Raw genomic sequence first — 24,569 nt, forward strand, 5'->3', positions numbered from 1 at the left:
GGAAAGCAGGCGAAGGTGGCGGCGCCCCTGCGCATCGGCATCATGCGCGAGGCAGGACAGCCTTTTGAAAACTGGGAGCTTCAACTCATCGAGCGGCTGCTTGCGGACCGCCGTTTCCGGCTTGTCGCGTTTCTCGATACTTCGAAACCGGCTGGCGCAAAGGCCAACATGCTCACCAGAATGGTGGCACGATTTGACGGTGCGCTATTTGCGCGTCAGTCGGGCTATAGCGCAAAGCGGTTCGAGCGCGCGCGAAAAGCCATACTCAATATCCCGCTGGCCAATGCTGTCGCGAATGGAGACCGGCACGGACCGCAACTCGACATCATCCTTCGCCACTGCAATGCAGATTTGCCTGAGGCAATTCTTAATGCTCTCCCGCTCGGCGTCTGGTCGCTCAGCCATGTTTTCACGCAGTCGGGCTCGGCGAGCTGGGACGGCATCGCCGATATGGCGGCCGGTGCTCCGACAAGCCATCTCTCGCTTTTTCTGGAAACGGCACGGCACCCGGAAAGACGCGTCATCGCGCAGGCCGAATTCAATGTGAAATTCAGTGCGGCGCGCAATGCCGCCTTCATCAAGGAAAAGTCGGTTCTGCTTCTGATGCGTGAACTCAGACGCATCGCGGACACCAGCAAACTGCCAAAGCCGCTCAGAGCCCCCGATGCCGTCCAGGCGCTCAGGCCGCCCGGCATTTTCAGGACAGGCCGCTATGCAGCGGCGCTCACAAAAAACATAGCGCAGCGGGCGCTCAAGACCATGCGCCGCGCCTCCCATCAGGAAACCGCCGTCTGGACGCTTTTCAGCGGGCGCGGTGCCATTGACGATTTCGATCCCAGCGAAGCCATGGAGATCCCACCGACGGACACGGCCATCAAGGCCGATCCCTTCCTTTTTCACCATGAGGGGCGGACTTATCTGTTCTACGAGAACTATGGACTGGGCGATACCAAAGCGCACATCGCTGTGGGCGAAATCACCCGCAGCGGCTTCGAGCCCATCGGCATAGCGCTGGGCGGCAGCGAGCACCTCTCGTTTCCCTTCGTTTTCCGCGTGGGGGACGAGATTTTCCTCATGCCGGAGACGCATCAGAGGAAGCGCATCGAAATCTGGCGCGCGGTGAGCTTTCCGTTGATATGGGAGCCCTATTCTCGAGCCCTCGAGGGATGGTCAACCGCCGACAGCACGCTTTTCAAACATCGCGGTCAGTGGTGGCTTTTCACCAATCTTTCAGAGCATCACGCGTTCGAGGATCACTGCTCCGCGCTCTACGCGTTCCAGGTCGACGGACCGGAATTGAAACGGATCGTTCCCCATCGGCGGAATCCCATTGTTGTGGGCAGCGCCACGGCACGCAATGCCGGCCGCATCTTCTCACGCCATCGCCGGCTCTACCGGCCCGCGCAGTACAATGCGCACGGCATCTATGGCTACGGTCTCAACATCATGGAGATCGAGCAACTGGACCTGGATGATTATCGGGAAACATGTGTGCGCCGCATCCTGCCCGATTTCAAACCGGGCCTGACCGGCTGCCATCATTTCGATGCGAGCGGCTCACGCTATATTCTGGATGCGCGGCTCAACGCCTGATGACGTTCGATCCGGGCTGCGGGCCGCCAGGCCCCGCGCCTTTCTCGCCGGGCAGGCTGAAGCGTGCCGCCGCGATAGTTCAGCGAAACGGCGTTGCCTGCCGTCAGCGCCGCGACCGCGCCGACATAGCCGCGCGGCAGGGTCAGATTCAAAAACTGCCACTGGGCCGGCGCATCGTCCACGCCATCGAGCCGCAGCAGCCGCGGCTCACCGACGGGATCGATGGTGACATCAAAGGATTCAAGCGGCAGCGAAAGCCCCGCACCATGTGCCTTCACGAACGCTTCCTTGCGTGTCCAGCAACGGAAAAACGCGCCAAGATACTCCTGCACCGGGACCGCCCTGAGCGCTTCATTCTCAGCCCCGGAGAAAAAGTGCTCTGCGAGATTTTCCCGGAACGGAAGGACGCGCTCTATGTCTATGCCGAGCTGATAGCGATCGGAAACGGCGAGAACCGCCGTCGGGCCGCTGTGACTGAGATTGAAATGAAGCGGCGGTTCACCGCGCCCGGCAAGCCGGGGTTTGCCAAAGGCATTGTATGAGAAAGCTAGCCGGTTTGGCGCAACGCCGAGATAGGATCCGAGGATCGCCCTCAGCCGGCCCCGCCCGGCGATGAAACGCAGCCGGTGCTGCTCATGCACGAAGCGAGAGGCACGTGCGAACTCAGCCTCGCTGAGTGCCGAGACGAGCGGTGGAAGCGCCTCCAGGGGTACATCGAGGGTCCACTGCCAGACATCGATCGTGCCGGCGCCTATGCTCACGGGTTTAAGCTGCATAGGACAACCGCCTTTCCGGCGCTTTCCCCCCGACCATGCGGCGGGCAAGATAGGCCATAAGTGCCGTCGGATAGTTTTCGCCAAGGCTGATGCGGCAAGTGCGTTTCAGAATATCCAGCGAGCGGGCACACATGTCGGGCCCATACTCCACATCGGCCGAAGCCCAGCCATAGGGGTTCATGGCCGGATGGAATGCCCGCTTCTCAAGGATCGGAGTCCAGTGGGTACAGACGTGGCGACTTGAATCGAAAACACGGTAGACGCCGCGCCTGTTCCGGGCGGCAAAGGCCTTGGCCTCGCCTTCCGTCTCGAACAGAACATGGAGACCGACGGCGTTTTGCGGGTCGTTGTGCGGTCCCAGCCGGAAGGCATCGCTGCCCGACAGGATGTGCGACATGACCTGATGCCGCCTGCGCATGCGGCGCAGCATGGGATCGAGCTTGGCTAGCTGCACATTGAGCATCGCCCCCTGGATCTGGCTTGCCTTGAAGTTCACGCCGAAAAAACTCGGCTCGTTGTAATTGTCGAGATGTCCGCGAAAGAGTTCACCCACATCATGATACATGCGCGCGCGGGCGAAATACCGGTCGCTCTGGGAGGCCACCGCACCACCCTCGCCGATATTCATGTTCTTGAACTGGTTGAAGCTGAAAGCGCCAATGTCGCCAATCGTGCCGACACGCTGGCCCCGGTAACGCACGCCCACCGCCTGGCAGGCATCCTCGATCACCGTGAGGCCGTTCTGACGGGCGAGCGTCGTGATCGCCTCCATGTCGCAGACCATGTTGGCCATGTGCACCGGCAGGATCGCACGGGTGCGCGGCGTGATCTTGCGCGCAATGTCTTCGGGATCCATGGTCAGCGTCTCGTCGATATCGACGATGACCGGAACAGCCCCCACGGCGAGCACGGAAGCGGCCGTCGCAATCCATGTATAGGCAGGCACAAGCACCTCGTCGCCGGGCCCGACGCCGGAGGCAGCCAATGCACTGATCAACGCGCCTGTGCCGCTGCTGACTGTCAACACATGTTTGACGCCGAACTTTTCGGAAAATGCCTTTTCGAACCGGTCGAGCGGCCCCTCGCCGGGCCCGCCATAGCGCGCAAGACGCCCCGAAGCGATGACCCCGCCGATGGCCAGCCACTCACGCAAACCAACCTTTGCCATGGTGTTTTCCCGCTTGGCCGACGGGCGAGCCGTGCCCGTGGCGCCCCATTTATTCTTCAAGCGTATGCCCGGGCCATGGGGTTTTCAAATAATCCAATAATGTAGCGCCACGCCGTCTTGCCCTACCCGATGATGGCCAAAACCCTTAGCAAGCTGCCCCTTCTATGCAATTTGGATGAGTTCGGCCGGGCGCAGGATTTTGATAGCCTTTGCAGGGGCTTTACGACGCAGCGAACCCATTTTCTTTCGCAACTGACGTGCTGCTCTGGTGGCCCGCTCAGGGGGCAGTGTGTCCATTCTAGACTTGCGCAGCGTGCCATCCGGCACACGGTTCGAGGCCGATATCGCCCTTGTTGGGGCGGGACCGGCCGGACTGACGCTAGCGCGGGAGTTTGCCGATACGCGTCTCAAGATACTTCTGGTCGAAAGCGGCGGCGTGGAGTTTGATTCCGAGATCCAGCTTCTCAATCGAGTGGAGAATATCGGCGAACCTCGTGCGCGTGACGCCATGTCGCTTCAGCGAGGCTATACGGGCGATCTCGCCTGGCTCAACGACATTCCCCCATTCGAACTGCGAAACCGGATGGTGGGCGGCAGCACACACACCTGGGTCGGCAAATGCGCCGCATTCGACGAGATCGACTTCGATGCGCGCCAATGGGTGCCTGACTCCGGCTGGCCACTGCAACGGCGCGATCTGGCGGATGTGCTAGGTCGGGCAGCAAACCTGCTCAATCTTGGTCCCAATATCTACGACAAAGCACTCTACACCCGGCTGAAAACGCCGCCGGCAGACATCGATCTAAATGACAATCTGCTGCGCACTTTCTTCTGGCAATTCAGCCATAAGCCCAAGAGCAGCGAGCCATTGCGGTTTTCGGAGCTCGCAGCAAAACTTTCAACCGACAACATCGATATTCTCACACATGCGACCGTTATCCGGATCGGATTGTGTGAAAGCGGGAGGAAGGTGGAGACACTCCATGTCAAAAGCCTCTCCGGGGTGGACGCCGTGATACGGGCGCCGGTGATCGTGCTGTGTGGTGGCGGCATTGAAAATGCGCGCATACTCCTGGCATCCACGAATGTGGCCACACAGGGCATCGGCAACGATCATGACTGCGTGGGGCGATATCTGGCCGACCATCCGCGAACCGTGATCGCACGGTTCGGGAAGGAGCCCCTGCAGGACGTTGCCGAGCATTTCGGCTTTTACGGGCTCAGTCACAACCGCCGCACGCATTTTTATCTGCGTGGGCTGGCGCTTAGCCCGCGCCTGCAGGCGCGCGAGGGGCTGCTCAACTGCGCCACCTACCCGGTACAGGTGTTGGCGCCGAACGACCCTTGGCTGGCACTCAAGCGATTTTACTCCGGCAACCGGCGGTTCCGGCTCGACGACCTGAGGACCGCGCTTGCGGCCCCCGGCGGTCTGGCAGCGGGGCTGCACCGCCGGCTCATCATGAAACGGGGCCTGCCCCGCCAGCTCAGCGAACTGCGCTTCGACGCCATGGTCGAACAGAGGCCCGACCGCGAAAGCCGCGTGACACTCTCTTCGGTGCGGGACCGTCTGGGTGTACCGCTGGCGCGCGTGAACTGGAAGATCGGCTGGGCGGAAGCTGCAAGCCTCGCACGGCTCGCCGAACTCATTTCGGCCGAGTTCTGGCGGGTCGGCCTGCCACAGCCCAAACTCGAACCCTGGGTCCTGGACGAGGATTTCAGGAACGCTCCTTTCAGTGACATGGCCCACCCGGCCTGCACCACGCGCATGGGTGCAAACCCGAAGACAAGCGTTGTCGACCCGAACGCCAAGGTTCACAGTGTCGATGGACTTTTTGTGGCCGGCAGTTCGGTTTTCCCCACGCCCGGCCACGCCAACCCGACACTGATGATCATCGCCATGACGCTGCGCCTTGCCGATCATCTCAAGAAGCGCCTTCTCAAGTGAGCAGACAGCGCTTTATCGGCCGGATTTGAGCCAGCCTGTCCATCTCCAGCTTGCATAGAGAACGCCCAGATAAATCAATGCCCCCACCAGAACCTGCATCGCCATTTGCGAATAGGCCGGCAGGTGAGCCTCGGTGGGCCAGTGAGCAAGCGACGAGACGCCGACGAACATCACCGCGGCGGCCAGCATGATAAGACCGCTATTGGCAGAGATCCCCATCCAGTCGAGTTTTCCGTAGCGGACTTGAAACCAGACCGACAGCGCGCCGGCGAAAGCAGCCGCCACACATTGCCCGAGGGCTGCATACACAAGTCCGAAGGGCGCGAGAGCCACGATCATCAGGATCGAAGCAAAGCTGATGAAGAGTGACAATGGCCAAAGCCGTTTGACCTCCCCGCGAACCGCCAATAACGGTTCCGTCACATATCCCTGAAACATCAGAAGCTGGCGGATCGCGAGAATTTTGACCACCAACGCAACCGGCGCCCAGGCTGCTCCAAGAGCAATGTCCACCAGATTGCCGGCAACGAGAACCAGACCGAGATAAACGGGCGCGGCGATGGCGAAAAGAACAGGCAGGAAAAAGCTGCCGGCACGGGTGATCGGATCAACTGTCGTGGCAGCAGCGCTGCGGCTGTTTGCGCGGCGGAACACCACCCAGGCAAGCAATCTTGCCGGTTCGCCAACCAATTCTGAGAAGGCGGCCACAATCCTTTCCGCGGCCCGGTAGTAACCGGCGTCCGCGAGGCCGAGCAAACCACCGACAACAAGCGTGCCCGAATAGGATCGGGCGAACACGATGATCCGCACACTAAGAATATAGCGCGCAAAGTGAATCACCTCGGCGAACACCGCACGGCTCGGGATTTTCGGCGTGATCCAGCCAATCACCCAGACTCCGCCGAAAACACCCAGGATATGCGTGGCCAGCCGTCCAACCACGAGTGCGGCGATATTCCACCCGGCCCACAGGCCAAACAATGTTATTGCAAGGCCCACCGCTTCCGCGAGAATGCGGATTATAGCCTGCATGTTGAGTAGGCTTCGGTGCACCAACATCCCGTCATAAACGGCATTAACCGCAGCGGGTATGAACCAGAGCGCAAAGAGCGCGAACAGCCATGCCTGCCAGGCTGGGAACCAGAAGACGCCCACAAAGAGCCCCAGGAGCAGCCCAGCGGCAGTGAAGCCAAAGCCGCTTACAAGCGCGATCGCAGTGAGTTGCGGCAGTTGCTCCTCACCATGATCGGCGCGCATGATGAACTCCGCCCATCCCCCTTCACTCACCACCACAAAGAGAAAGGCGATGGCTGAAACGAATGCGAAAAAGCCGAATTCTGCTGGCGAAAGAACACGGGCAGCGGCCACAAAGGCGATCAGTTGCGCGACCTGTGAAAAAAGCCGCGCCACCATGACCCACACGCCCCCCCCAAGGAGAGACGAGACAGACAATCCGAAAAATCCGCCCGGTTGTGTATCATTTTGCGGTGGTTTGTGATCCGCTTTCACGTCGCCTTCCCCCCTGCCGCTATTCACCTGTGCCGGCGCTTCCGCTACGATTTCCCTTGCAACACTGATGATTCGTCGTCCTTGACGATGGGATTTGTGAGTGTGCGGCCGTATGGATGACGGGGCTCGATACGGCTTGAAGCCCGATGTGGGGACGCGAATGTGTGTGCTTTCCCTGTTCTGGTTTCCAGTTTCGATGCCTTGTGGCGGACGATGAGCAGCCAGTGCGAGATGCAAGCAAACAAGACCAGTTGAACCATGGTTTCCTTGCGCGGCCGTTCAAGGCAATCAGCGCCAAGATTTCCATACGCTGGGTCGTTGTCGTTTTCTGCCTCATCGTCTGGTTGGCCGTTCTGCTGTTCTTCCTTTTCTAAAGGAGCTCCCTCTCCACGCCCTACCGTTGTCAGCAGCCATTGCGATCGAAAAGAAAGACACCGACGGTACGCCAGACAATCTTCAGATCGAGCCAGGTCGTGCGGTTGTGAAAATACTGCACATCCAGTTGAACCCGTTCGGCGTACGATGTGTCGCTGCGACCTGATACCTGCCAAAGACCGGTGATACCGGGCTTCATCAACAGATAATCGTTTATGCGCTCGCCATAGCGTACCATCTCGTCCTCGACGATCGGACGCGGGCCGACCACGCTCATTTCGCCGCGCAGCACGTTCACGAATTGCGGCAACTCATCGAGACTGGATATCCTCAAGAAATGACCGATGGGGTGAATGCGCGGATCGTTGCGCAACTTCTGACAGGCGCGCCATTCCTGGAGGAGAACCGGATTTTGATCCAGTAATTCTCTGAGCAGGCGATCCGCATCCCGCCGCATGGTGCGAAACTTCAAGCAGTCGAACATTTTTCCATCCCGTCCGATCCGCTTCTGTCGATAGAAAACAGGCCGCCCATCGCTTACGAGGATGCAGAGGGAGATGAGCACAATGGCAGGGAAAAGAAACACGAGCACGAGGGCGCTGAACGCCACATCGAACACCCTTTTTACAAAGACGTAAGAGCGGAAATGCCTGACTTTCCGCAGCTCCAATCCCTGCTTTACGGAATCATCGTATGCGTACAGCATGAACCCGCCCCTGGGTGTTTTGTTTGCCTCGCCGTCGATCATTATAAGGCCCCGCAAAGCCCGTGATATAACTCCATCGGGGTATTGGGCAGGGCCATTTAGGTGCAGTCCACCGCACAATCGAACCATGCCTACCCCTGCAGCGCAGCCGGACTAACCGGCGTCATTTGACTGGCTGGCTGCGTGGCCAAAAGCATTAGAATCACGCCCCGGCTTCCCGCCTATTCCTGGCGGTACCGTAGACCTGGTTGCAGCGCCTCTTTTGCCGCCCGGCGTTGGTGACCGGGCGTTAATCGCGTCATGCAGAATGCCGGCATAGAGATCCAACAGTGCCGAAAGCCAGCTCTGCGTCGTGTTGGCGAGATGTGGGGCGCATGAGCGTGCATTTTCACTCATCGCGGAGACCAGTTCGTCGTCATCGGCCAAGCGGCTCAGCTTGGCGGCCAACGCCTCGATGCCCAGCGTGGGAAATGTGAATGCCGCACCTGCCTCCGCCAGTTCGGCAGCCAGCAATGCATGGGATGGCAACACGACAGGGATGCCGCTGCCCACCGCCTCGAGCGCGGCAAGGCCAAATGGCTCGGGCACCCGGGAAGAGACAATGACGCATCGCGCATGGCGCAGGCGGTCGGCGATCTGTGCGCGATTGCACCAGCCATGAAGCATCACCTCCGGATAGCGTTCCTCAAGAAGCGCTCGGCCAGCGCCCTCGCCGATCACGTGCAGGGGAACGCCCGCGAGGCGCGCGGCCCGTGCGGCGTCTTCAAACCCCTTCTCCGGCTCCAGCCGGCCAATGAAGAAGAAATCGCGCTGTGTATGGGGCCGGGTCGGGGATGACAAAAAAGGCGCAACCGGGTTGCGAATGGTAACCATGCGGCTGTCGTCAACTCCTGCACGTTTGAAGAAGCCGCGCATCTGCTCATGCACGAGCACGATGTTGGCAGGACTACTACGCAATGCGAAGAAGCGCTGCAGCAGGAGGTGCCGCGTGGAACGCCACACCTTCTGATGATAGCCACGCTTGTCGCATTGGGTCGACAGGCAGCGCATCGACATGGGATCGAGTGTGCATATGGATGCTGCCGGATAGTTGATAAAGCCGCCATTGGGACAGGCGAGAAAATAATCGTGCGCGTGCAGCACGACCCGCTCGCGCACCGGCATAAGCGCCCGGAAGATGGACGGCGACAGGATTTTGGACCATCCATGCACGTGATAGATTGTCGAGGGGTTGTCGTGCCCGGCGATCCAGCGGCTCAGGATTTTATAGGCGTCCCGGTTGTAGAGGCCGCCGGCGAGGGCGGACAAACGCCCCTGCTCGACGAGCGGCCTTCCATTGACGTGAACCGTCTGCGGCTGCGCCATTCCAGCGGGCTCATCGCCCGCAAAAAAAGTGACCGGAACGCCCGCCTCACGCAACATGCGCGCAGCAAGGCTTGACAGGTTCGACGCTCCGCCAATCTCCGCCGAACGGTCATTGATGATGACAACCCGCCCTGGACGCATGTTCGCCCCCCTATTCCAGAGCGTTCACGTTCTGGGGTGAAAGGCGACCGCGCACCAAATCAACGACAGCCCGCATGTTGCCGAGAAACCGCCCACGCCGGTCCACCCAGGGTTCGGGCCAGACGATCTTCACGGCATTGGCGACAAGATTGCGCATGATTTGCGGGGCGGCGTGACGAGGGCTCATCGTTTTCTTGCCCATGAGATAAACGGGATTGGCAATCTGTGAGTAACCCAGCCGGAGACCGGATGTCCGCCCTGACTTGGTGCCCAGGTGAACACCGTGAAGCCGTTCAGAAGTCACAATGCGGCCGTATCGCGCAAGCTGCCGGCTGAAGTCCACGTCCTCCAACCAACCATAAAGCGGCAGGTTTTCATCAAACCGAAGGCCATATCCGCGAACGGTCGAGAGGCGCACAGCCATGTTGCAACCATAGCCGCTATAGACCGGTTTTTCGCAACCGGCAGACCTTGATGTCGAATGTGTTCGGATAAGCCGCAGACCGTCTTCAAGCGGGATTCCCGGCCCCAGAATGCCGTCTGCATCGACCGTGCCTGTGCTCAGCACAACATCCGGGTATCCCCTGAAGATACGCAGGGTCTCTTCCAGATAATTCGGGGCGAGGAGGAAGTCGTCATCGAGGAAGAGAAGAATGTCGGCGTCCTCCACGCTTCCGAGAATTCGATTTCGCTGTCGGCAGAGCCCACGTTCGGCGAAAACGATGCGCGCATTGGAAAGCTGAGCGGACATGGCATCGGCATCCACATCCTCAGGGTCTGCCGCGCATATGACGATACTGTCGGCTGGACGCGTCTGGTTCAGCAGGTGCGGCACAACGGAGTGGAGTATCGGTCTGCGCCCAGTGGTGGCAATGCCGACGGCAATGCGAAGATCGCTCCGGCCCGGATAGCGTTCAAACCGCATGCCGTCCTCCCGACTCAAGCCTGTTTCTCCGCATCGGTCGCCACCACTGGCGGGTTTTGCGCTTGTTGAAGACCACCCCGAGAATCCCCACGCGCGACTTGCCGAATGTCGCGAGCGCACTCGCCAGCCACTCAACAGTCATCTTGCGCCGGTTGCCGAGAACCAGAAGGATGCCGTCGAGATGGGCACTGGCCGCCCGCGTGTCTGCCGATGTGGCAAAGGTCGACAGATCGACAATGATGACATCGTAATTCTGTCGCAGTTCATCGATCTTTTTCTTCAACGCTGGCAGATGACCAAAGCGATGGCCCGGATGTGCGGCTTTTCGAATCTGCTCCACTGTGAGCACCGGGAGGATCAGCCCATCCTCCATCTGCATCAGCTTGTCTTTCTTTCGTTTTTCAGGTTGTTCGTCATCAGGGGTATAGTCACCTTGATAGACAGTAAGACCCGCCTTTGCGTCGATATTGGCTGCCTGCAAACTCAGGAACGGATTCCTGAAATTGGCATCGACCAGCACCACACGCAGCCCCTCGTTGGCGTAAAGCTGGCCCAGATTGGCCGCAATCGTGCTTTTTCCTTCGTCGCCGCTCACTGAAGTAAGTCCCACGACGATTGGCCCGCCGGAAGGAAATGCCGCGTCAATGGAGCTCTTCACGCCGCGCAACGCTTCGGAGAAACCGGAATAGGGTGCATCGAGCACGAAGCGCAGGGCGCCCTTGCTGCCCGGCACCTGAAAGCGGGTAAAGGGAACGTGGCCGAGTGTCGGCAGACCCAGTTCACGGCTCAGACGCTCGCCCGAGCTGATGCGACGGTCGAGCACATCGCGCAGACCTGCGAGCCCCAGGCCGCCGGCAAAACCGAGCATCAAAGCCATGGGGATGATGAGCGTGGTTTTCGGCCAGTTCTTGGCGAGCGGCGGTGTAGCCGCGGTCACCATGCGGGCATCGCCGATGGGGAATGACTGCTTCTGCAGTGTCGTGATCAGTTGCTGAAGGACGCTTTCATACATGCGCCTATAGGTGGTCGCCCGACTTTCGAGCTCCGTGAGCTGGACACGGGCCAGATTCTTTTCAGTGACGCTACCCTTGATCGCCTCGAGTTGCTTGCTCAAGAGTTCTTCACGCGCCTGAGCCGTGTCGAGGTTGGACCTGTAGACGCCCTGAATGCGCACCAATTCGGTGTTGATGAGGGATTCTAGCCGCGCGATCTCCGATTTCGCTGTGAGGGTGGGCTCGCTGCCGGTGCCGTAGCGTGTCTGCAATGTTTCCAATCGCTTGCGTGCTGCGCCCAGATCCGCCCTCAGGCGATTGATTTCGGTGTTGCTGAGCGCCTCGCCGACATAACTGTCGGGCAGTTCTCCGGCCAGGATGCGGTTAATGGTGGCAAGCCGTGCTGCCTCACCAGCGGTTGCTGTCTGCGCTGCCAGAAGCTGGCTGCTGATCTCGGCCAACTGCTGCTGGTCGAGCCCCGAGGGACCGACCTGTGCAATGTCGTTGTTGTTCCTGTATTGCTCGGCACTGAGAGCAGCCTCCTGCGCCTGCCGTCCGATCTCTACGAGCCGATCCTCGATCCATTGCGCTCCACGCGCAATGATCTGCGATTTGGCGTCGAGGCTTGACTGCATATAGGTGTTGGCAATGGCATTTGCCGCCCGCGCCGCCTTGACCGGATCAGTGGAAGTGTAGCCGATTTCAAGAACATAGGACTGACCGACACGACGTACGGATACGCGCCCCAAAAAACCCGCCATGGTGCGCCGCATGATCTCTTCTTCGTTGGGCTCGCCCGCCGTCTCCGCCCCTTCCTCTGGCGCCGGGTCGAATATGGAAAGCATCGCTGCAAGCGCACCACGCACGGCCGATCTCCAGGAACTGCTTGTCTGGATTTCCGGGTCTTCGGTCAGGTTGAGCTGCTTGATCACCGAACGGGCAATTGCCTCGGATTTGACGATCTCGACCTCGCTGGCAATCTCGGCGGTTTCGATGATGATGGTGCCGGTGGAAGCGTCCTGTGATGCAATACGCGCCTGCTCGCGGTCGATAACGATACGGGCGATGGAGGTATAGGTGGGTTCGGTGTTTGCGATATAGAGCGCGCCAAGCGCCACGCCGGCGGCCGACGCCAGCGCGAGAACCAGAAAATGCCTTTGCAGGAAAGCCCAGATATCGCGAAAGGAGATGTAATCCTCATGCCGTCCGCTTTCCTTCGACGCCATCTCCGTCCCGGTCAGCTTCCTGATTTCCTGCACCACCATGGTCTGCCCCGCCCGTCTGGCCGTGAAATTCTCTAACGCGACTGCACCTGTCTCATTCCGCTTTCAAGGGAAGCACGCGGCATCGAGGCGCGCAGGAGATCGAGCTGCACATCCAGGACGTCACCGGGTTCGAGCCCGGTCGTTTCAAGCGCTTCTACCCTCTGTTTTTCATCACCGCCGCGCAGAATGCTGAACCGCAACGGCTGCTGCTCAAACGCCCTGTCCTCCCGCCGAAGGATCGACGCCCCGGTTGCCTGAAGTAGCTGCTCCGTCATTCCACGGCGCAGTTCCAGGTCGTCGATTTCCAGATTGACCCTTTGCAGCTCGACGCCGATTTCCGTGCGGCGTGAGCCCTCAAGACTGAGCGCATCACGCTCGGTTTCGCTCAATCTTTGCCGGGCGCGCATGGAAGCCACCGCAAGATCGAGCCGGCTGGATTGCAGGTCCGCCACGATGCGCTCAAGCCCGGTCTCTCGTGATTTCGTGACAGTGCCTCTTTTGACCAGTTGAGCGACATCGCCGAGCTCTTCTTCGGCGATTTTTATCTGCCGGTCCTGCGCCACCATCTTCTCGCCGAGAATCCGGATTTCCTCGCGAAAGAGCGTTCCGAGTTCTTCGAGCGCGTTGCGCTGCCGCTCATAGGCGTTGCGACGGGCCTCGAATATCGCCTGCTCATCCCTTACGAACTGCGCTGCGTGGCCAGCCAGGGGGCGTCCCTGCAAGGCGGCATCGAAATCGACACGCTCGTCCTCGACGAGTTCCGTTTCGAGCCGTGTTCTGCGGATCGTGAGTTGAAGGAGTTGCAGATCTATGCGGCCAATCTCGCCCGCATAGCGGATCTGCTCCAGCTCGGAATAGCCGCCTGCCTGATCAGACCTGCGCACACGGCCACCGGCCATCGCCAGCGCCTGCAAAACGTTGAGTCCCGGCTTGAACTCGAACTCACCCGGCCGTTCCACACTGCCCGTGACGAACACAGATGGATAGCGCACCACTTCCACGGTTGTGGCTGGCGGCGCAATAAGACCTGTTCTCTTTTGAAGTGCTGCCGAGATTTCATCGGCGAGTTCCTGGGAAGTTCTGCCATCCGCCTCAAGCTGCCCCACCAAGGGAAGAGAAATCATGCCAGCGGGCGAGACGGTGTATTCACCGTTCAGGGCGGTCCATTCCCGATATTCTCCCTGCGCCTCGTCCCATTCCACCACAGCGATCTTCACCCGCGTCTGCTCAAGAAGCTGAAACTCATCCTGCGCGCGAACAGCGGCATCGCTAATAAAAAAGGACAATGTGAACACAAGCACCGCAAGCACGAGGGCTCGTGCCTTTGAAAATGAAATGGTGGGACCAGCCTTTGCCTGCTTCATTCTGCCCGTTCCGGAGTGCTCATAACCTTCGGGAAGACGCAAAGCCGCCTCCCCCACCATCGATCATCAGCGGAAACGGGGGCAGGTAAATTCGGTTGAAATGGTGTGGGGCTAGTCCCTTTCGCCTAGCCCCTCTAAGCCCATTGGGCTTTTGACGCAGAAGGGATGGCGCACAGGTGTGGATGACGCCCGATCGGATGATGACCTAGACCGTTTGAGCGCATTTCTGCGCCCTTCAGACACGGGTTCAACCGTATTGTCGGTGTGCCCTGCTGCGCCTTTTCAAAGCAGTATTCCGGAGGGCAAATCCGGGAGAAGCATCTTGCGCGTCGCCATCGTTCACTATTGGCTGGTCTCCATGCGCGGGGGCGAGAAGGTCGTTGAAGCCCTGTGCGACATGTATCCCGAGGCCGATATCTTCACGCTCGTCTACGATGAAAGGCGGGTGTCGGAGAAGATCCGCAGCCACCGCGTCATCCCCTCCTTCTTGCAGAAAATCCCGGGGGCGCGGCGGCATTACCAATCACTCCTGCCACTGATGCCCTTTGCGTTGGAAAGCCTGGATGTCTCGGGCTACGACCTGATCATCTCAAGCGAATCGGGCCCCGCCAAGGGCATCACGCCCGGGCCGCAGGCAACGCATGTCTGCTACTGTCATTCACCCATGCGCTATGTGTGGGATCACTATCACTTCTATCGGGCGAACGCCGGCCTACCGACACGAATGCTCATGCCGTGGATTGCACCGGCCCTGCGGGCATGGGACGTCACCACCGCTGCGCGTGTCGACGCTTTTGTTGCCAATTCACGCCATGTGGCGGATCGGATCAGCAAGTATTACCGGCGTCGAGCCACCGTGCTCAATCCACCCGTGAACGTCGATGAGTTCGCGCCGGCAGCCGAATTGGGCGATCACTATCTCGTGGCCGGCCAACTGGTTGGGTACAAGCGGGTCGATCTGGCCGTACGCGCTTTCACTCGGATGAACCGCAAGCTTGTCGTCATCGGGGAAGGACCGGAAATGGCAGCCCTGAAACGCCTAGCCGGGCCCAGTGTGACGTTTCTGGGCCGGGCGCCCTTCGCACAACTCAAGGACATGCTTTCCCGCTGCAGGGCGCTGGTCTTTCCGGGAACAGAAGATTTCGGGATTGTGCCGGTGGAGGCGATGGCGAGCGGCCGGCCTGTGATCGCCCATGCAAGCGGGGGTGTGCTCGATTCGATCGTCCCCGACCAGACCGGGCTCCTGTTCGAGGAACAGTCCGAGGCCGGACTCATTGAGGCGGTGCACCGCTTCGAGGCCATGGAAGGGTGCTTCCGTTCTGAGGATATGCGTCGTCACGCGCAACAGTTCAGCGATGCCCATTTCAAACAACGCATGCGACAGATCATTGAGGAGGAGATGGCCAGGCGAAAGCCGACCCCGGTTTTGTTATCGGGGGCCGTCCGCAAGCAGCCCTCGCTACGACCTCGCGTCGCCAGGGTGAAACTCTCCGACCCCCATCTGAGAAACGGAGCATGAGAGAGCCATGTTTTCAGCCTTACGCGTGCGCAGCGCGGTGCGCGAGCAGGAAACCGACGCAATGCGGCTCAAATCACTCACCTATACACTCGATCTTTTGGAGCGGGAGCTGATCGCCGAACGAAGCGGTCTGAGGGAGCGCTGCGAGCGGCTTTCTGCTACCGCAGCCTTTGCGCAGGAGCGCTTCGAGAGCCATGGTCGCGAGAATGCGCTGTCGAGGCGGATCGATGACATGACCCGGTCCATGAAGGACTACACACGGAGGATGGCCGCACTCGAGCATCAGATCGAAATCGTCGGACAGTTGCGCGCAACCGCTTCAGACCTGGTCGAACCCGGAGAGCCACGAAAAGCATCAGGCTTGCGATCCATGCCGGAACCGCAGCCGCTACGCACATGCCTCTCAAAATGATTAGAGGAGCCCCGCCGATACGCTGACAAGATGAACGCTGTAACACCTAAGCGCAGGGGATTTGCCCCAACGTTCTATCTGCAGGATGCGCTTGGGCTTTTATGATTTCCAGCAGTTGGGAAGATTGAGAATCGTCAAGCATGAAACGCTAAACTACGGCCTTTATTGAGGTTTCCCGGCTTGGCGAAGTTCAAAAAACGAGGCTCCGGATCGCCAGTGCACAGGCCATGGCGAGGAATGACTTCCGGTCACAAGGAGAGGAACGGACCGGGAGCGTGGGAGGACACGCGTAAGGATGGACACGTCCGGGGCGGGTTGGCTTCGCAGCGGGCGGTAGACCAGGAAAGGTCGGCGAACCGGGCAGAACTCTGATGGCAAGCAGTGGCAGTTCAGAACGAGCACTTCAACACACAGACACCACCGGCATGCTCGCACTCATCGAAGAGAACATTCGTGTCTTCGATCTGAGCCTTTCTGGACTGCGTGTCGTGGTTCCCGTGGACAACCGGTTTCTTGCCGCCACCGCAGCGACGGCTCTGATGGCGGGAGCCGCTGCAGTAACCGCGGTGACACCGACGGCCACGCGTTTCCAGTCAGCCGAGGAGGCGGCGGAGGCCACACGCACGCTGGTGGAGGCTGCGGGTCTTGTGAAGGGGCTTTCCGTGGACGAGCGTATCGATCACGAGACCTGCCGCGCGACCAATGTTCTTCTCAACGGACCATCCATCCGCCCCATCACACGCTCACTCATCGAGCGCCTGCCCGACCATTCGGTCGTGGCGCTGATGCACGAGGCATGGATGACCCTGGCGGGCGAGGTGGACATCGAGGCGTGCCTTGAGCATGATATTCCTATCTCTGCCGTGAATGAATCGCATCCTCTGGTGGGCGCCAGAGATCGCCACGCGACCCTCTGTCTCGAATTGTTGAGGGAGGCAGGCATTCCGGTAGAGGGGGCGGACATCGCACTGATCTGCGACAACCCCCTCTCTGATCCACTCGAACAGGGGCTAAGGCAGGCTGGCGCACAGGTGGCCGTGGTCGCGCACGCCAGCCAGATCTTCGGGCATGACTGGCGCGCCATTCTTCTCGCCAAACGGCCGCGGGACGAACCAAGGCTGGGAATTCAGGACCTTGGCTGGATCGCCAAAAGCGCACCAGACGCAACGATCATCCAATACTGGGGCGATGTGGATCGAAAAGCGGCGCGCTATTTCGAGTTGAAAGTGTGGCCACAGCGCACCCCCGGTAAGGGGCAGTGGGGCATAGCTCTGGATACGCTGGGGCCCGAGCCGATATTGCAGCGCATCACGGCTGGCCTTAAAGCGGCACAAACGGTGCTGGCAGGACTGCCGACGGCACCTGACAGCCTGGCGCAAACCCTTACATCAACTGACATTTTCAACGGCGATTGACATTCGGCAATCTTCCTTATCTGCCTTCGCATCCGCAAAAAACTATGTCATATCCCTGTCGCAATCGTTTGGTGGCGGAACATTCCGCATCGTTTCGATCTGCGAAGGGAGGAGAGTTTGAGCGCCAATGTAAGGGTTTCGGCCCTGACACCCCCTGATGTACTGGCAAGAAAGGGCGGTGCACCGCTTGTCTGCCTGACCGCCTACACCACCCCGCTTGCGCGTATCGTCGATCGGCACTGCGACATTGTGCTAGTGGGCGACAGTGTCGGCATGGTCCTGCATGGTCTGCCAAGCACAGTCGGTGTGTCTCTCGATATGATGATCATGCACGGGCAAGCCGTTCGGCGCGGCGTGGAGAAGGCGCTTCTTGTGGTGGACATGCCCTTCGGCAGCTATGAAGAATCACCGGAACAGGCTTTTCACAATGCCGCCCGCATCATGGCCGAAACCGGCTGCGGTGCCGTCAAGCTCGAAGGCGGCGAAACGATGGAAAAAACCATCAGATTTCTGACGCGGCGCGGCATTCCGGTCATGGCGCATATCGGCCTCACACCCCAGACCGTGAATACTTTCGGCGGCTACAAGGTGCAAGGACGCGGCGACGATGCTTTCCACATCCTGCGTGACGCCGAAGCGGTTGCAGAAGCGGGCGCATTCTCTGTGGTGCTCGAAAAGCTTACAGCCACGCTGGCCGACCGCATCACGAAAACGATACCCATTCCCACCATCGGTATCGGCGCATCGCGTACCTGTGACGGACAGATACTCGTGGTCGATGACATGCTTGGCATGTTCGATACGTTCCGGCCGAAATTCGTCAAGCGCTTCGCGGAGCTTGGCGAAGCTTCAGATGTGGCCGTCGCTTCCTATGCGCGGGAGGTTCGCTCCCGGGAGTTTCCCAGCGACGCTCATATTTTCACCGACGGAAAGAAGGGAAAGACGGAATGAACCCCTGCATCCTGCGCACGGTCGCAGAACTGCGTGAGCGCGTTGGCACATGGCGCCGCGCTGGAGAGCGTGTTGCCGTCGTGCCCACCATGGGCGCCCTCCACCAAGGCCACCTGAGCCTAGTGGAGACGGCCAAGGCGCGTGCCGAGCGGGTGATCGTCACACTGTTCGTCAACCCGAAGCAGTTCAATAATCCTAACGACCTTGCCGCCTATCCGCGCACCGAGGCCGATGATGCGGCAAAGCTTGCGCCTTACGAAATTGATGTTCTGTTTGCTCCCTCGGTGGAGGAGATGTATGGCACCGGCTTCTCAACCACCGTTTCGGTGACCGGCGTCAGTGAGGGGTTGTGCGGAGCTCATCGGCCCGGTCATTTTGACGGCGTTGCCACGGTGGTCACCAAACTGCTTCTTCAAAGCGGTGCCGACATAGCTTGTTTCGGCGAGAAGGATTTTCAACAGCTTCTGGTGGTGCGCCGGCTCGTTGCGGACCTCAACATCCCTGTCGAGATTGTCGGCTGTCCGACTGTGCGCGAAGCTGACAATCTGGCTCTCTCATCCCGCAATATACGCCTGACAGCCGCGCAGCGTCGCATCGCACCCGCAATTGCAGATGTTTTGCTGCAGAGTGCGGCGCGCCTTGCCGGCGGGGCTGACGCTGCTCCCGTTCTGGAAGCCGCGCAGACGGCCCTGCAAGGAGCGGGGTTTGACCGGGTGGAGTATTTCGAGCTGCGCGATGCAGAAACCCTGAAGCCTCTTCAGCGCGCCGATCGCCGTGCAAGGCTTCTCGCAGCCGCCTGGCTCGGTGAAACCCGGTTGATCGACAACGTCCCCGTCACCTCATCCAACGACTGAAACCCATGGTCGTTCGGTCCCGGATTTTCAACGGCGCCGCCATAACGCCTGCGTGAACTCTGGTACCAATGGTTTTATCAAACGGGGCGGTTTTCCTCGCCACTGCTTGATTTCACAGTGATCATCCGTGCTGCGATGTTCCCGGCATCGGTACTGGCCATATCCAGTCCGAAATCGTGAAGCAAACCAGTTTTTATACGGAAATTATTATGAAAATAGCAGTTTTTGCCGCCCTCGCCACGCTTTACCTCGTCGCGCCCGCGGCGGCGCTCGAGCCGATCAAGGGAAGTTTGAACTACAACGCCGATCAATCCCCTCTGAACAGGACACCCGTGGGCTCGGTGACGTTCAACGAGTTCCACAGCGGCGGGAACCGCTACCGTGAAATCTATGTCGTTGAGCCCGATGGCCGCTTGAAAATCGTCAATCGCACGGTGGTCAGCGATTCATAATCGCCAGTCCGTTTTCAACCTCGAACGGCCCTGCACTGCGGGGCCGTTTTGATTTGGAGAGCGCGCTCGCACGACCTGATTTCACCGCTCCTCCTCCTCACCATTATGCAGCACTGCCTGAACATCATCCGCCAGCAGCAGGGCAATCGGCCGGGTGCTCTCGAAATTGGCCATGATGATGGCAATGATGGAGGTCAGCGGAATGGCGAGAATGGCGCCGGGAATGCCCCACAAGGAGGACCACAGGGCCAGCGACACCAGCACGACGAATGGAGACATGTTTATCCGCCGTCCGATCATGCGTGGTTCCAGAGCATTGCCCACCCACATTTGCGCAGAAGTCAGCAAAACCGCCACCAGAAGCGTCGTCTGGAGTGAGCCATACTGTGCCAGTGTGAGAAGGACCGGGAACATCACCCCCATCAGTGATCCGACATAGGGGATGTAGTTCAAAAGCCCGATCAAGACCGCCCAGAACAGGGCAAAATCGACACCAAAGAGCTTAAGCACGACAAAGGACAGAGCACCCAGAATAACGTTCACGAACGTTTTGACCGCCAGATACTCTCCAATGCTGCGGTTGATGTCGCGCACGATCGTGTGGGTCTGGCTGGCCCGGTCTCTGGGAAGGGCTGCCGCAATCTTTCTCGCAAAGCCACCCCGCTCTGCCATCAAAAAGGTCGAGTAGACAACGGCCATGACAATGATGCCGGCCAGAGATCCGACCGAACCAAGGCTGACAGCCGCCAGGCGTTGCAAGTTGATGCGCCCCCACAGGGTCTCGACAAGGGTCGAAAGATTGGGAATCTCTTCGATGTCGAACCGTGAAAGGATGCCGGTGAGCATGTCTGTCAGGTTTTTCTGATACACCGGCAGACGCGCAATCACCTGTTCGGCGGTCCCCACCATCACGCTGGCCAGCATGACAAGGGCCAGAACGAAAATCGCCAGAACAAGGCCGCGCCGCATCCACTCAGGAAGACGGCCTAGCACTGGCAGCCGCCCAAGCGCTTCGGACGCGGTCAAGAGAACGTAGACGGAGATCACCGCAATGAAGATCGGCATCAGGACCGAGCGGCCGACGACCAGTATCCACCCGACCAAAACCGCGAGAATGACGGCCAGAACCAGGGTTATAAATGCGCGAAGCGGGTCAGTTTTCTCCAGCATGTCTCTTCAATCGCAATGACAGCAGCACGAGCCCGACACCGCTGGCCAACAGTTCCAGAGCCACGATCAGACCGAAATTGATCGTCACTCCGAGAAGCACAGGAAACACGCGGTCTCCGTGCAGACTGCGCCCCACCCAGAGTTTTGTCGCACCCGACGCCATCAAAATTGCTCCAAGGAGAAACCGCAACACGCGACCGTCGCCAAACGGGCCGAACAGAAGAGACAGACCGAGAAAGACACCGGCGAGTGCCAGCAGACCGGCACCGATCATCGCGGGGACACTGGGGGCCTTATAGGCCGCCCAGCCCTGAAGTCCGCCAACGATGATCAAAGCCCAGCCGCCCAATGTCAGTGTCAAACTGGAAGCGGAGCCGAGGTTGAAAAGGGCGGCAAGACCACCGATCAGGGCAACAATCCCAGCAAGCAGCCACAACATCCAGTGCTTCATCTTCTTCTCCATCGGACCTTATACGCCAATTCGAACCGACGTTAGAGCAGCCACTCCACCGGAAGCCAGCCGACCACCACCGTTGCGATCTGCCGGAACCAGGTCGCGCCAGGCTCTTCCTGATAGATGACCGGATCCTGCTGCCGCCGTTCCTCGACCCAGACCATTTTGCTTTCGGGCGTAAGTCGAGGCTGATAGCTGACCAGTCCCAACCTATCGTCAAATCCATCGCTGATCTTCCGAGCCATGCTTTCGCTGTCAATCAGGAAGCCCATTTCGCAGTTCAGGATTGCCGACCGCGGATCGAAGTTGAACGAGCCAATGAAGATGCGTTTGCCGTCAACTGCGAAGGTCTTCGCGTGCAGACTGGCGCCCGACAGTCCGAAAGGCTTCAGCTGCTTCTCCGAGCCCTGTGTCTCGCCACCCCGCAATTTCAATTCGTAGAGTTTCACACCTGCCTCAAGGAGGCCGCGTCGATATTTGGCGTAGCCGCTGTGCACGAGGAGCACATCCGTTGTGTTGAGAGCATTGGTCAGGATACGCACCTGCTTACCGGCCCTTGCGAGATCGCTGAAATAGGTGCTGCCGATCTTGCTTGGCACAAAGTAGGCCGAAATCAGATCGAGCCGTTGTCGCGCTTCGCCGAGAATTGCGCCTAGCCGCATGATCATCAACTGGTCACGCGTGGCTTTCCCCTCGCCTTTCACCGGGTCATCGGCAACGAGTTGGACATCCGTCCATTCCAACGCGACACCGCCTCTGGCATAGCGTTCAGCGCTGCTTTCGAGCTCTGCCAGAACCGTCTGTGCTTCTTCGCTCGCCTTTACCTGTGCGACACGCGCATCGAATCCCTGAAGATCTCCGGACCCAGAAATGATCCTTTCGACTTCAAACACCGAAGCGCTGTTCCAATAGTCGTCAAATACCGCAGCCGTTTGCGGAACGATCGCCCCGGTCGCCAGCACATCCATATCCACGTAGAATGCTTCGCCGATCTGAAAATATTCGTCGCCAATGTTGCGGCCGCCAACGATTGCGGCAGCCCCGTCAACGACAAAGGACTTGTTGTGCATGCGCCGGTTCATGCGGAAGAAATCAAACATATAGCCAAAAAGTTTTGGCTGGCGCACGGTGGATGGGTTGAAAAGACGAATGTGGAAATTCGGTAGCGCGTTGAGGGCAGCCATATAGGGGTCAAGCCCCGGCACGCCATTGTCGTCCAGCAGCAAGCGCACTCGAACACCCCGCGCTGCTGCGTTGCGCAGAGCATCCAGCAGCAAAATCCCCGAAGTGTCATCGTGCCAGATGTAATATTGCGCGTCGATGGAGTTTTGCGCGCGCTCGATCAGTTCCAGCCGGCTCGCCAGGGCATCCTTGCCATCGGCTAACGGAAAGACACCCGTTTTGCCAGGATGCGCTGCTATGCCCGTCTCGAGAAGCTGGCCAAGCTGCGTTTCAGGATCTGCGGCAAAAGCCTCCTGGTGCTCTCGTTGCGAAATACCCGGCAACGGGAAGAGCAATCGGAGGACGACGACTGCCAGAACGATGGCAGCAGCTATAAAAATAACAGCGAACATAACCTGCTTTATACGCACGAAGTCCCCCTTTCGCACGATGGAATACCGGTTTTATCCCAACTGCGCGGATGCAAGGCAAGAAAGGCTTTTCGCGGAAGGCGCGGGCGTGTCTCAGCCGAGCCCGGCCTCGAGAGCACTCAGGAGGCGAATGCGGCCTCGTAAATCTCGGGCTTGAAGCCGACCACTCGCCGGTCTCCGAGATCGAGAACGGGGCGCTTTATCATGCTGGGCTGGTCCTCCATCAGGTGGACGGCCTTTTCAGCATTCATGTCCGCCTTCTCAGCATCGGGAAGCTTGCGAAAGGTCGTGCCAGCCCGGTTCAACAGCTTTTCCCAGCCGACTTCTTCCACCCATGCTTTCAGGCGATCTCGTTCGATGCCAGCGGCCTTGTAGTCGTGGAACCTATAGGCAATGTCATGCGCCTCAAGCCAGGTTCTCGCCTTCTTCATCGTGTCGCAGTTCTTGATGCCGTAGATCACGACAGGGCTTCCAACCGTCATCCTCAGATACTCCCAGTCAAAGATTTTCCTCAAAGCCGATGCGTTGAGGTGATAGGCGTGTTTGAAGCCGGTTGGAAGTGCCTCACATACCGATAAGCACCGCACTTTCGGGCGACCACCGCAATATCACGTCCTGGCCTTCAGCCAAGCTTGTGCCGCCATTGTTCTGGACGTGGACCTTGATGATGTCACCACGGTGTTCAACGAAATACGTGCTGCTGTTGCCCCCGAAAATCCGTTTTGAGACACGCCCCTTCAATCGGTTTTCCTCTCCAAGGGTGGCGTTGTCAGCCTCGCCAATGCTTATGCGCTCAGGCCGCACGGCACAGCTTGCACTGGTCCCGACCGCGGGCTTTGTTCCTTGATTTGCGACAACCACGGTGCCATCCGGCAAACGTATGCCATTGCCGGTCGCAACGCCGCGCAGGATGTTGGCGTCGCCGAGGAAGGTCGCAGCGAATTCACTCTCCGGCCTGTCGTATATCTCTTCGGGTGGCCCCTCCTGAACCAGTCGGCCGTCACGCAAAATGCCAATTCGGTCGCTCATCGTCAGCGCTTCTTCCTGATCGTGCGTGACGAAGATCGTGGTGATCCCGATCTCGCGCTGGATACGCTTCAACTCGATCTGCATGTCCACGCGCAGCGCCTTGTCGAGCGCCGACAGTGGTTCGTCCAGCAAGAGCACACGGGGCTTGGTCACGATTGCGCGCGCAAGCGCCACGCGCTGGCGTTGTCCACCCGACAATTGGTGCGGGCGCCGCTCGCCAAGGTGCCCCAGTTGAACGAGGTCAAGAGCGCGCTTCACCTCGACCTCGATCGCGCCTCTGGTTTCTCCTCGAACGGAAAGGCCGAAGGCCACATTTTCAGCCACGCTCATGTTGGGGAAAAGCGCGTAATTCTGGAACACCATTCCGATGCGACGCTTTTCCACCGGCACACGCTCGACCCCTTCACCGCCAATGGCGATACGCCCGGCATCGGGAAAGTCGAACCCGGCTATCATGCGCAACAACGTGGTCTTGCCTGAGCCAGATGGGCCGAGCAATCCATAAAACCCCTTGTCAGGAAAGGCGATCGACATCTCATCGAGTGCCTTGTGCGAACCGAAGGAACGCGAAACCTTGTCAACGACGACCTCGGCCAT

The 24,569-nt window shown here is 59.4% G+C and carries 21 protein-coding genes; 8 read left to right on the forward strand and 13 right to left on the reverse strand.

Translation table 11 applies throughout. The features are described 5' to 3' along the window. The first annotated feature begins 15 nt into the window (after window positions 1-15). Window positions 16-1,593, forward strand: coding sequence for a hypothetical protein (locus H7H48_RS04790; protein ID WP_229447643.1), 1,578 nt, complete (start codon window positions 16-18; stop codon window positions 1,591-1,593). On the opposite strand, the gene H7H48_RS04795 is transcribed toward H7H48_RS04790, so the two are convergent. Both H7H48_RS04795 and H7H48_RS04800 read right to left on the reverse strand, forming a co-directional pair. Next, a complete protein-coding gene (locus tag H7H48_RS04795) occupies window positions 1,563-2,369 on the reverse strand; it encodes a 4'-phosphopantetheinyl transferase superfamily protein (protein ID WP_229447644.1) in 807 nt (268 codons plus the stop codon). The genes H7H48_RS04790 and H7H48_RS04795 overlap by 31 nt on opposite strands. Further along, window positions 2,359-3,537 carry a DegT/DnrJ/EryC1/StrS aminotransferase family protein gene (locus H7H48_RS04800; protein ID WP_229447645.1) on the reverse strand — a complete coding sequence of 393 codons (1,179 nt, stop codon included), beginning with the start codon at window positions 3,535-3,537 and terminating at the stop codon, window positions 2,359-2,361. The genes H7H48_RS04795 and H7H48_RS04800 overlap by 11 nt, the downstream gene beginning before the upstream one ends. Window positions 3,538-3,826: 289 nt before the next feature. On the opposite strand from H7H48_RS04800, the gene H7H48_RS04805 reads away from it, so the two are divergent. Continuing rightward, the gene (locus H7H48_RS04805; RefSeq protein WP_229447646.1) at window positions 3,827-5,482 is read left to right on the forward strand and encodes a GMC family oxidoreductase; all 1,656 of its coding nucleotides are present in this window, start codon (window positions 3,827-3,829) and stop codon (window positions 5,480-5,482) included. A gap of 12 nt (window positions 5,483-5,494) precedes the next feature. Here H7H48_RS04805 and H7H48_RS04810 read toward each other — a convergent pair whose 3' ends face one another. The 6 genes from H7H48_RS04810 to H7H48_RS04835 all read right to left on the reverse strand — a co-directional run bounded on the left by H7H48_RS04810 (window position 5,495) and on the right by H7H48_RS04835 (window position 14,124). Continuing rightward, window positions 5,495-7,018, reverse strand: a complete 1,524-nt coding sequence (locus H7H48_RS04810; RefSeq protein ID WP_370633306.1) for an oligosaccharide flippase family protein — start codon at window positions 7,016-7,018, stop codon at window positions 5,495-5,497. A gap of 376 nt (window positions 7,019-7,394) precedes the next feature. Further along, complete coding sequence (locus H7H48_RS04815) at window positions 7,395-8,114, reverse strand: sugar transferase (protein WP_229447648.1); 720 nt, start codon at window positions 8,112-8,114, stop codon at window positions 7,395-7,397. Window positions 8,115-8,225: 111 nt separating this feature from the next. Further along, window positions 8,226-9,578 (reverse strand): glycosyltransferase family 4 protein, encoded by a 1,353-nt coding sequence (locus H7H48_RS04820; RefSeq protein WP_229447649.1) that lies wholly within the window; start codon window positions 9,576-9,578, stop codon window positions 8,226-8,228. A 10-nt stretch (window positions 9,579-9,588) separates the two neighbouring features. Continuing rightward, window positions 9,589-10,503 carry a glycosyltransferase family 2 protein gene (locus H7H48_RS04825; RefSeq protein WP_229447650.1) on the reverse strand — a complete coding sequence of 305 codons (915 nt, stop codon included), beginning with the start codon at window positions 10,501-10,503 and terminating at the stop codon, window positions 9,589-9,591. Beyond that, window positions 10,493-12,760: a polysaccharide biosynthesis tyrosine autokinase gene (locus tag H7H48_RS04830; protein WP_229447651.1), complete on the reverse strand. Its 2,268-nt coding sequence runs from the start codon at window positions 12,758-12,760 to the stop codon at window positions 10,493-10,495. Before H7H48_RS04830 ends, H7H48_RS04825 begins: the two co-directional genes overlap by 11 nt. A 32-nt stretch (window positions 12,761-12,792) precedes the next feature. Next, window positions 12,793-14,124 (reverse strand): polysaccharide biosynthesis/export family protein, encoded by a 1,332-nt coding sequence (locus H7H48_RS04835; protein ID WP_229447652.1) that lies wholly within the window; start codon window positions 14,122-14,124, stop codon window positions 12,793-12,795. 322 nt (window positions 14,125-14,446) lie between these two features. On the opposite strand from H7H48_RS04835, the gene H7H48_RS04840 reads away from it, so the two are divergent. The 6 genes from H7H48_RS04840 to H7H48_RS04865 all read left to right on the forward strand — a co-directional run bounded on the left by H7H48_RS04840 (window position 14,447) and on the right by H7H48_RS04865 (window position 19,727). Next, window positions 14,447-15,643: a glycosyltransferase gene (locus H7H48_RS04840; protein ID WP_229447653.1), complete on the forward strand. Its 1,197-nt coding sequence runs from the start codon at window positions 14,447-14,449 to the stop codon at window positions 15,641-15,643. A gap of 7 nt (window positions 15,644-15,650) precedes the next feature. Then, a complete protein-coding gene (locus H7H48_RS04845) occupies window positions 15,651-16,055 on the forward strand; it encodes a hypothetical protein (RefSeq protein WP_229447654.1) in 405 nt (134 codons plus the stop codon). A gap of 371 nt (window positions 16,056-16,426) precedes the next feature. Beyond that, window positions 16,427-17,470, forward strand: coding sequence for a hypothetical protein (locus H7H48_RS04850; protein ID WP_229447655.1), 1,044 nt, complete (start codon window positions 16,427-16,429; stop codon window positions 17,468-17,470). A gap of 117 nt (window positions 17,471-17,587) precedes the next feature. After that, a complete protein-coding gene (gene panB / locus H7H48_RS04855; protein ID WP_229447656.1) occupies window positions 17,588-18,421 on the forward strand; it encodes a 3-methyl-2-oxobutanoate hydroxymethyltransferase in 834 nt (277 codons plus the stop codon). After that, complete coding sequence (gene panC, locus H7H48_RS04860) at window positions 18,418-19,275, forward strand: pantoate--beta-alanine ligase (RefSeq protein ID WP_229447657.1); 858 nt, start codon at window positions 18,418-18,420, stop codon at window positions 19,273-19,275. Before panB ends, panC begins: the two co-directional genes overlap by 4 nt. 209 nt (window positions 19,276-19,484) lie before the next feature. After that, complete coding sequence (locus H7H48_RS04865) at window positions 19,485-19,727, forward strand: hypothetical protein (RefSeq protein ID WP_229447658.1); 243 nt, start codon at window positions 19,485-19,487, stop codon at window positions 19,725-19,727. 81 nt (window positions 19,728-19,808) lie between these two features. Here H7H48_RS04865 and H7H48_RS04870 read toward each other — a convergent pair whose 3' ends face one another. The 5 genes from H7H48_RS04870 to H7H48_RS04890 form a co-directional block, all read right to left on the reverse strand. Beyond that, window positions 19,809-20,897, reverse strand: coding sequence for an AI-2E family transporter (locus H7H48_RS04870; RefSeq protein ID WP_229447659.1), 1,089 nt, complete (start codon window positions 20,895-20,897; stop codon window positions 19,809-19,811). Beyond that, on the reverse strand, window positions 20,881-21,348 hold the full coding sequence (locus tag H7H48_RS04875) for a hypothetical protein (RefSeq protein ID WP_229447660.1): 468 nt from the start codon (window positions 21,346-21,348) through the stop codon (window positions 20,881-20,883). Before H7H48_RS04875 ends, H7H48_RS04870 begins: the two co-directional genes overlap by 17 nt. A 41-nt stretch (window positions 21,349-21,389) precedes the next feature. Next, a complete protein-coding gene (locus H7H48_RS04880; RefSeq protein ID WP_229447661.1) occupies window positions 21,390-22,925 on the reverse strand; it encodes a phosphatidylserine/phosphatidylglycerophosphate/cardiolipin synthase family protein in 1,536 nt (511 codons plus the stop codon). 137 nt (window positions 22,926-23,062) lie between these two features. After that, the gene (locus H7H48_RS04885; RefSeq protein ID WP_229447662.1) at window positions 23,063-23,425 is read right to left on the reverse strand and encodes an ArsC family reductase; all 363 of its coding nucleotides are present in this window, start codon (window positions 23,423-23,425) and stop codon (window positions 23,063-23,065) included. Window positions 23,426-23,507: 82 nt separating this feature from the next. Continuing rightward, complete coding sequence (locus H7H48_RS04890; RefSeq protein ID WP_229447663.1) at window positions 23,508-24,569, reverse strand: ABC transporter ATP-binding protein; 1,062 nt, start codon at window positions 24,567-24,569, stop codon at window positions 23,508-23,510.

Source organism: Nitratireductor sp. B36 (assembly GCF_020833685.1).
In the GTDB taxonomy this organism is placed as follows: Bacteria; Pseudomonadota; Alphaproteobacteria; order Rhizobiales; family Rhizobiaceae; genus Nitratireductor.

Bases quoted from the DNA above. Each gene is read 5' to 3' on its own strand.
- H7H48_RS04850 (WP_229447655.1), top strand. From the start codon at position 16,427: ATGGCAAGCAGTGGCAGTTCAGAACGAGCACTTCAACACACAGACACC.
- H7H48_RS04870 (WP_229447659.1), bottom strand. From the start codon at position 20,897: ATGCTGGAGAAAACTGACCCGCTTCGCGCATTTATAACCCTGGTTCTG.
- H7H48_RS04820 (WP_229447649.1), bottom strand. From the start codon at position 9,578: ATGCGTCCAGGGCGGGTTGTCATCATCAATGACCGTTCGGCGGAGATT.
- H7H48_RS04795 (WP_229447644.1), bottom strand. From the start codon at position 2,369: ATGCAGCTTAAACCCGTGAGCATAGGCGCCGGCACGATCGATGTCTGG.
- H7H48_RS04825 (WP_229447650.1), bottom strand. From the start codon at position 10,503: ATGCGGTTTGAACGCTATCCGGGCCGGAGCGATCTTCGCATTGCCGTC.
- panC (WP_229447657.1), top strand. From the start codon at position 18,418: ATGAACCCCTGCATCCTGCGCACGGTCGCAGAACTGCGTGAGCGCGTT.
- H7H48_RS04880 (WP_229447661.1), bottom strand. From the start codon at position 22,925: ATGTTCGCTGTTATTTTTATAGCTGCTGCCATCGTTCTGGCAGTCGTC.
- H7H48_RS04865 (WP_229447658.1), top strand. From the start codon at position 19,485: ATGAAAATAGCAGTTTTTGCCGCCCTCGCCACGCTTTACCTCGTCGCG.
- H7H48_RS04800 (WP_229447645.1), bottom strand. From the start codon at position 3,537: ATGGCAAAGGTTGGTTTGCGTGAGTGGCTGGCCATCGGCGGGGTCATC.
- H7H48_RS04845 (WP_229447654.1), top strand. From the start codon at position 15,651: ATGTTTTCAGCCTTACGCGTGCGCAGCGCGGTGCGCGAGCAGGAAACC.
- H7H48_RS04875 (WP_229447660.1), bottom strand. From the start codon at position 21,348: ATGAAGCACTGGATGTTGTGGCTGCTTGCTGGGATTGTTGCCCTGATC.
- H7H48_RS04885 (WP_229447662.1), bottom strand. From the start codon at position 23,425: ATGACGGTTGGAAGCCCTGTCGTGATCTACGGCATCAAGAACTGCGAC.
- H7H48_RS04835 (WP_229447652.1), bottom strand. From the start codon at position 14,124: ATGAAGCAGGCAAAGGCTGGTCCCACCATTTCATTTTCAAAGGCACGA.
- H7H48_RS04815 (WP_229447648.1), bottom strand. From the start codon at position 8,114: ATGATCGACGGCGAGGCAAACAAAACACCCAGGGGCGGGTTCATGCTG.
- H7H48_RS04890 (WP_229447663.1), bottom strand. From the start codon at position 24,569: ATGGCCGAGGTCGTCGTTGACAAGGTTTCGCGTTCCTTCGGTTCGCAC.
- H7H48_RS04830 (WP_229447651.1), bottom strand. From the start codon at position 12,760: ATGGTGGTGCAGGAAATCAGGAAGCTGACCGGGACGGAGATGGCGTCG.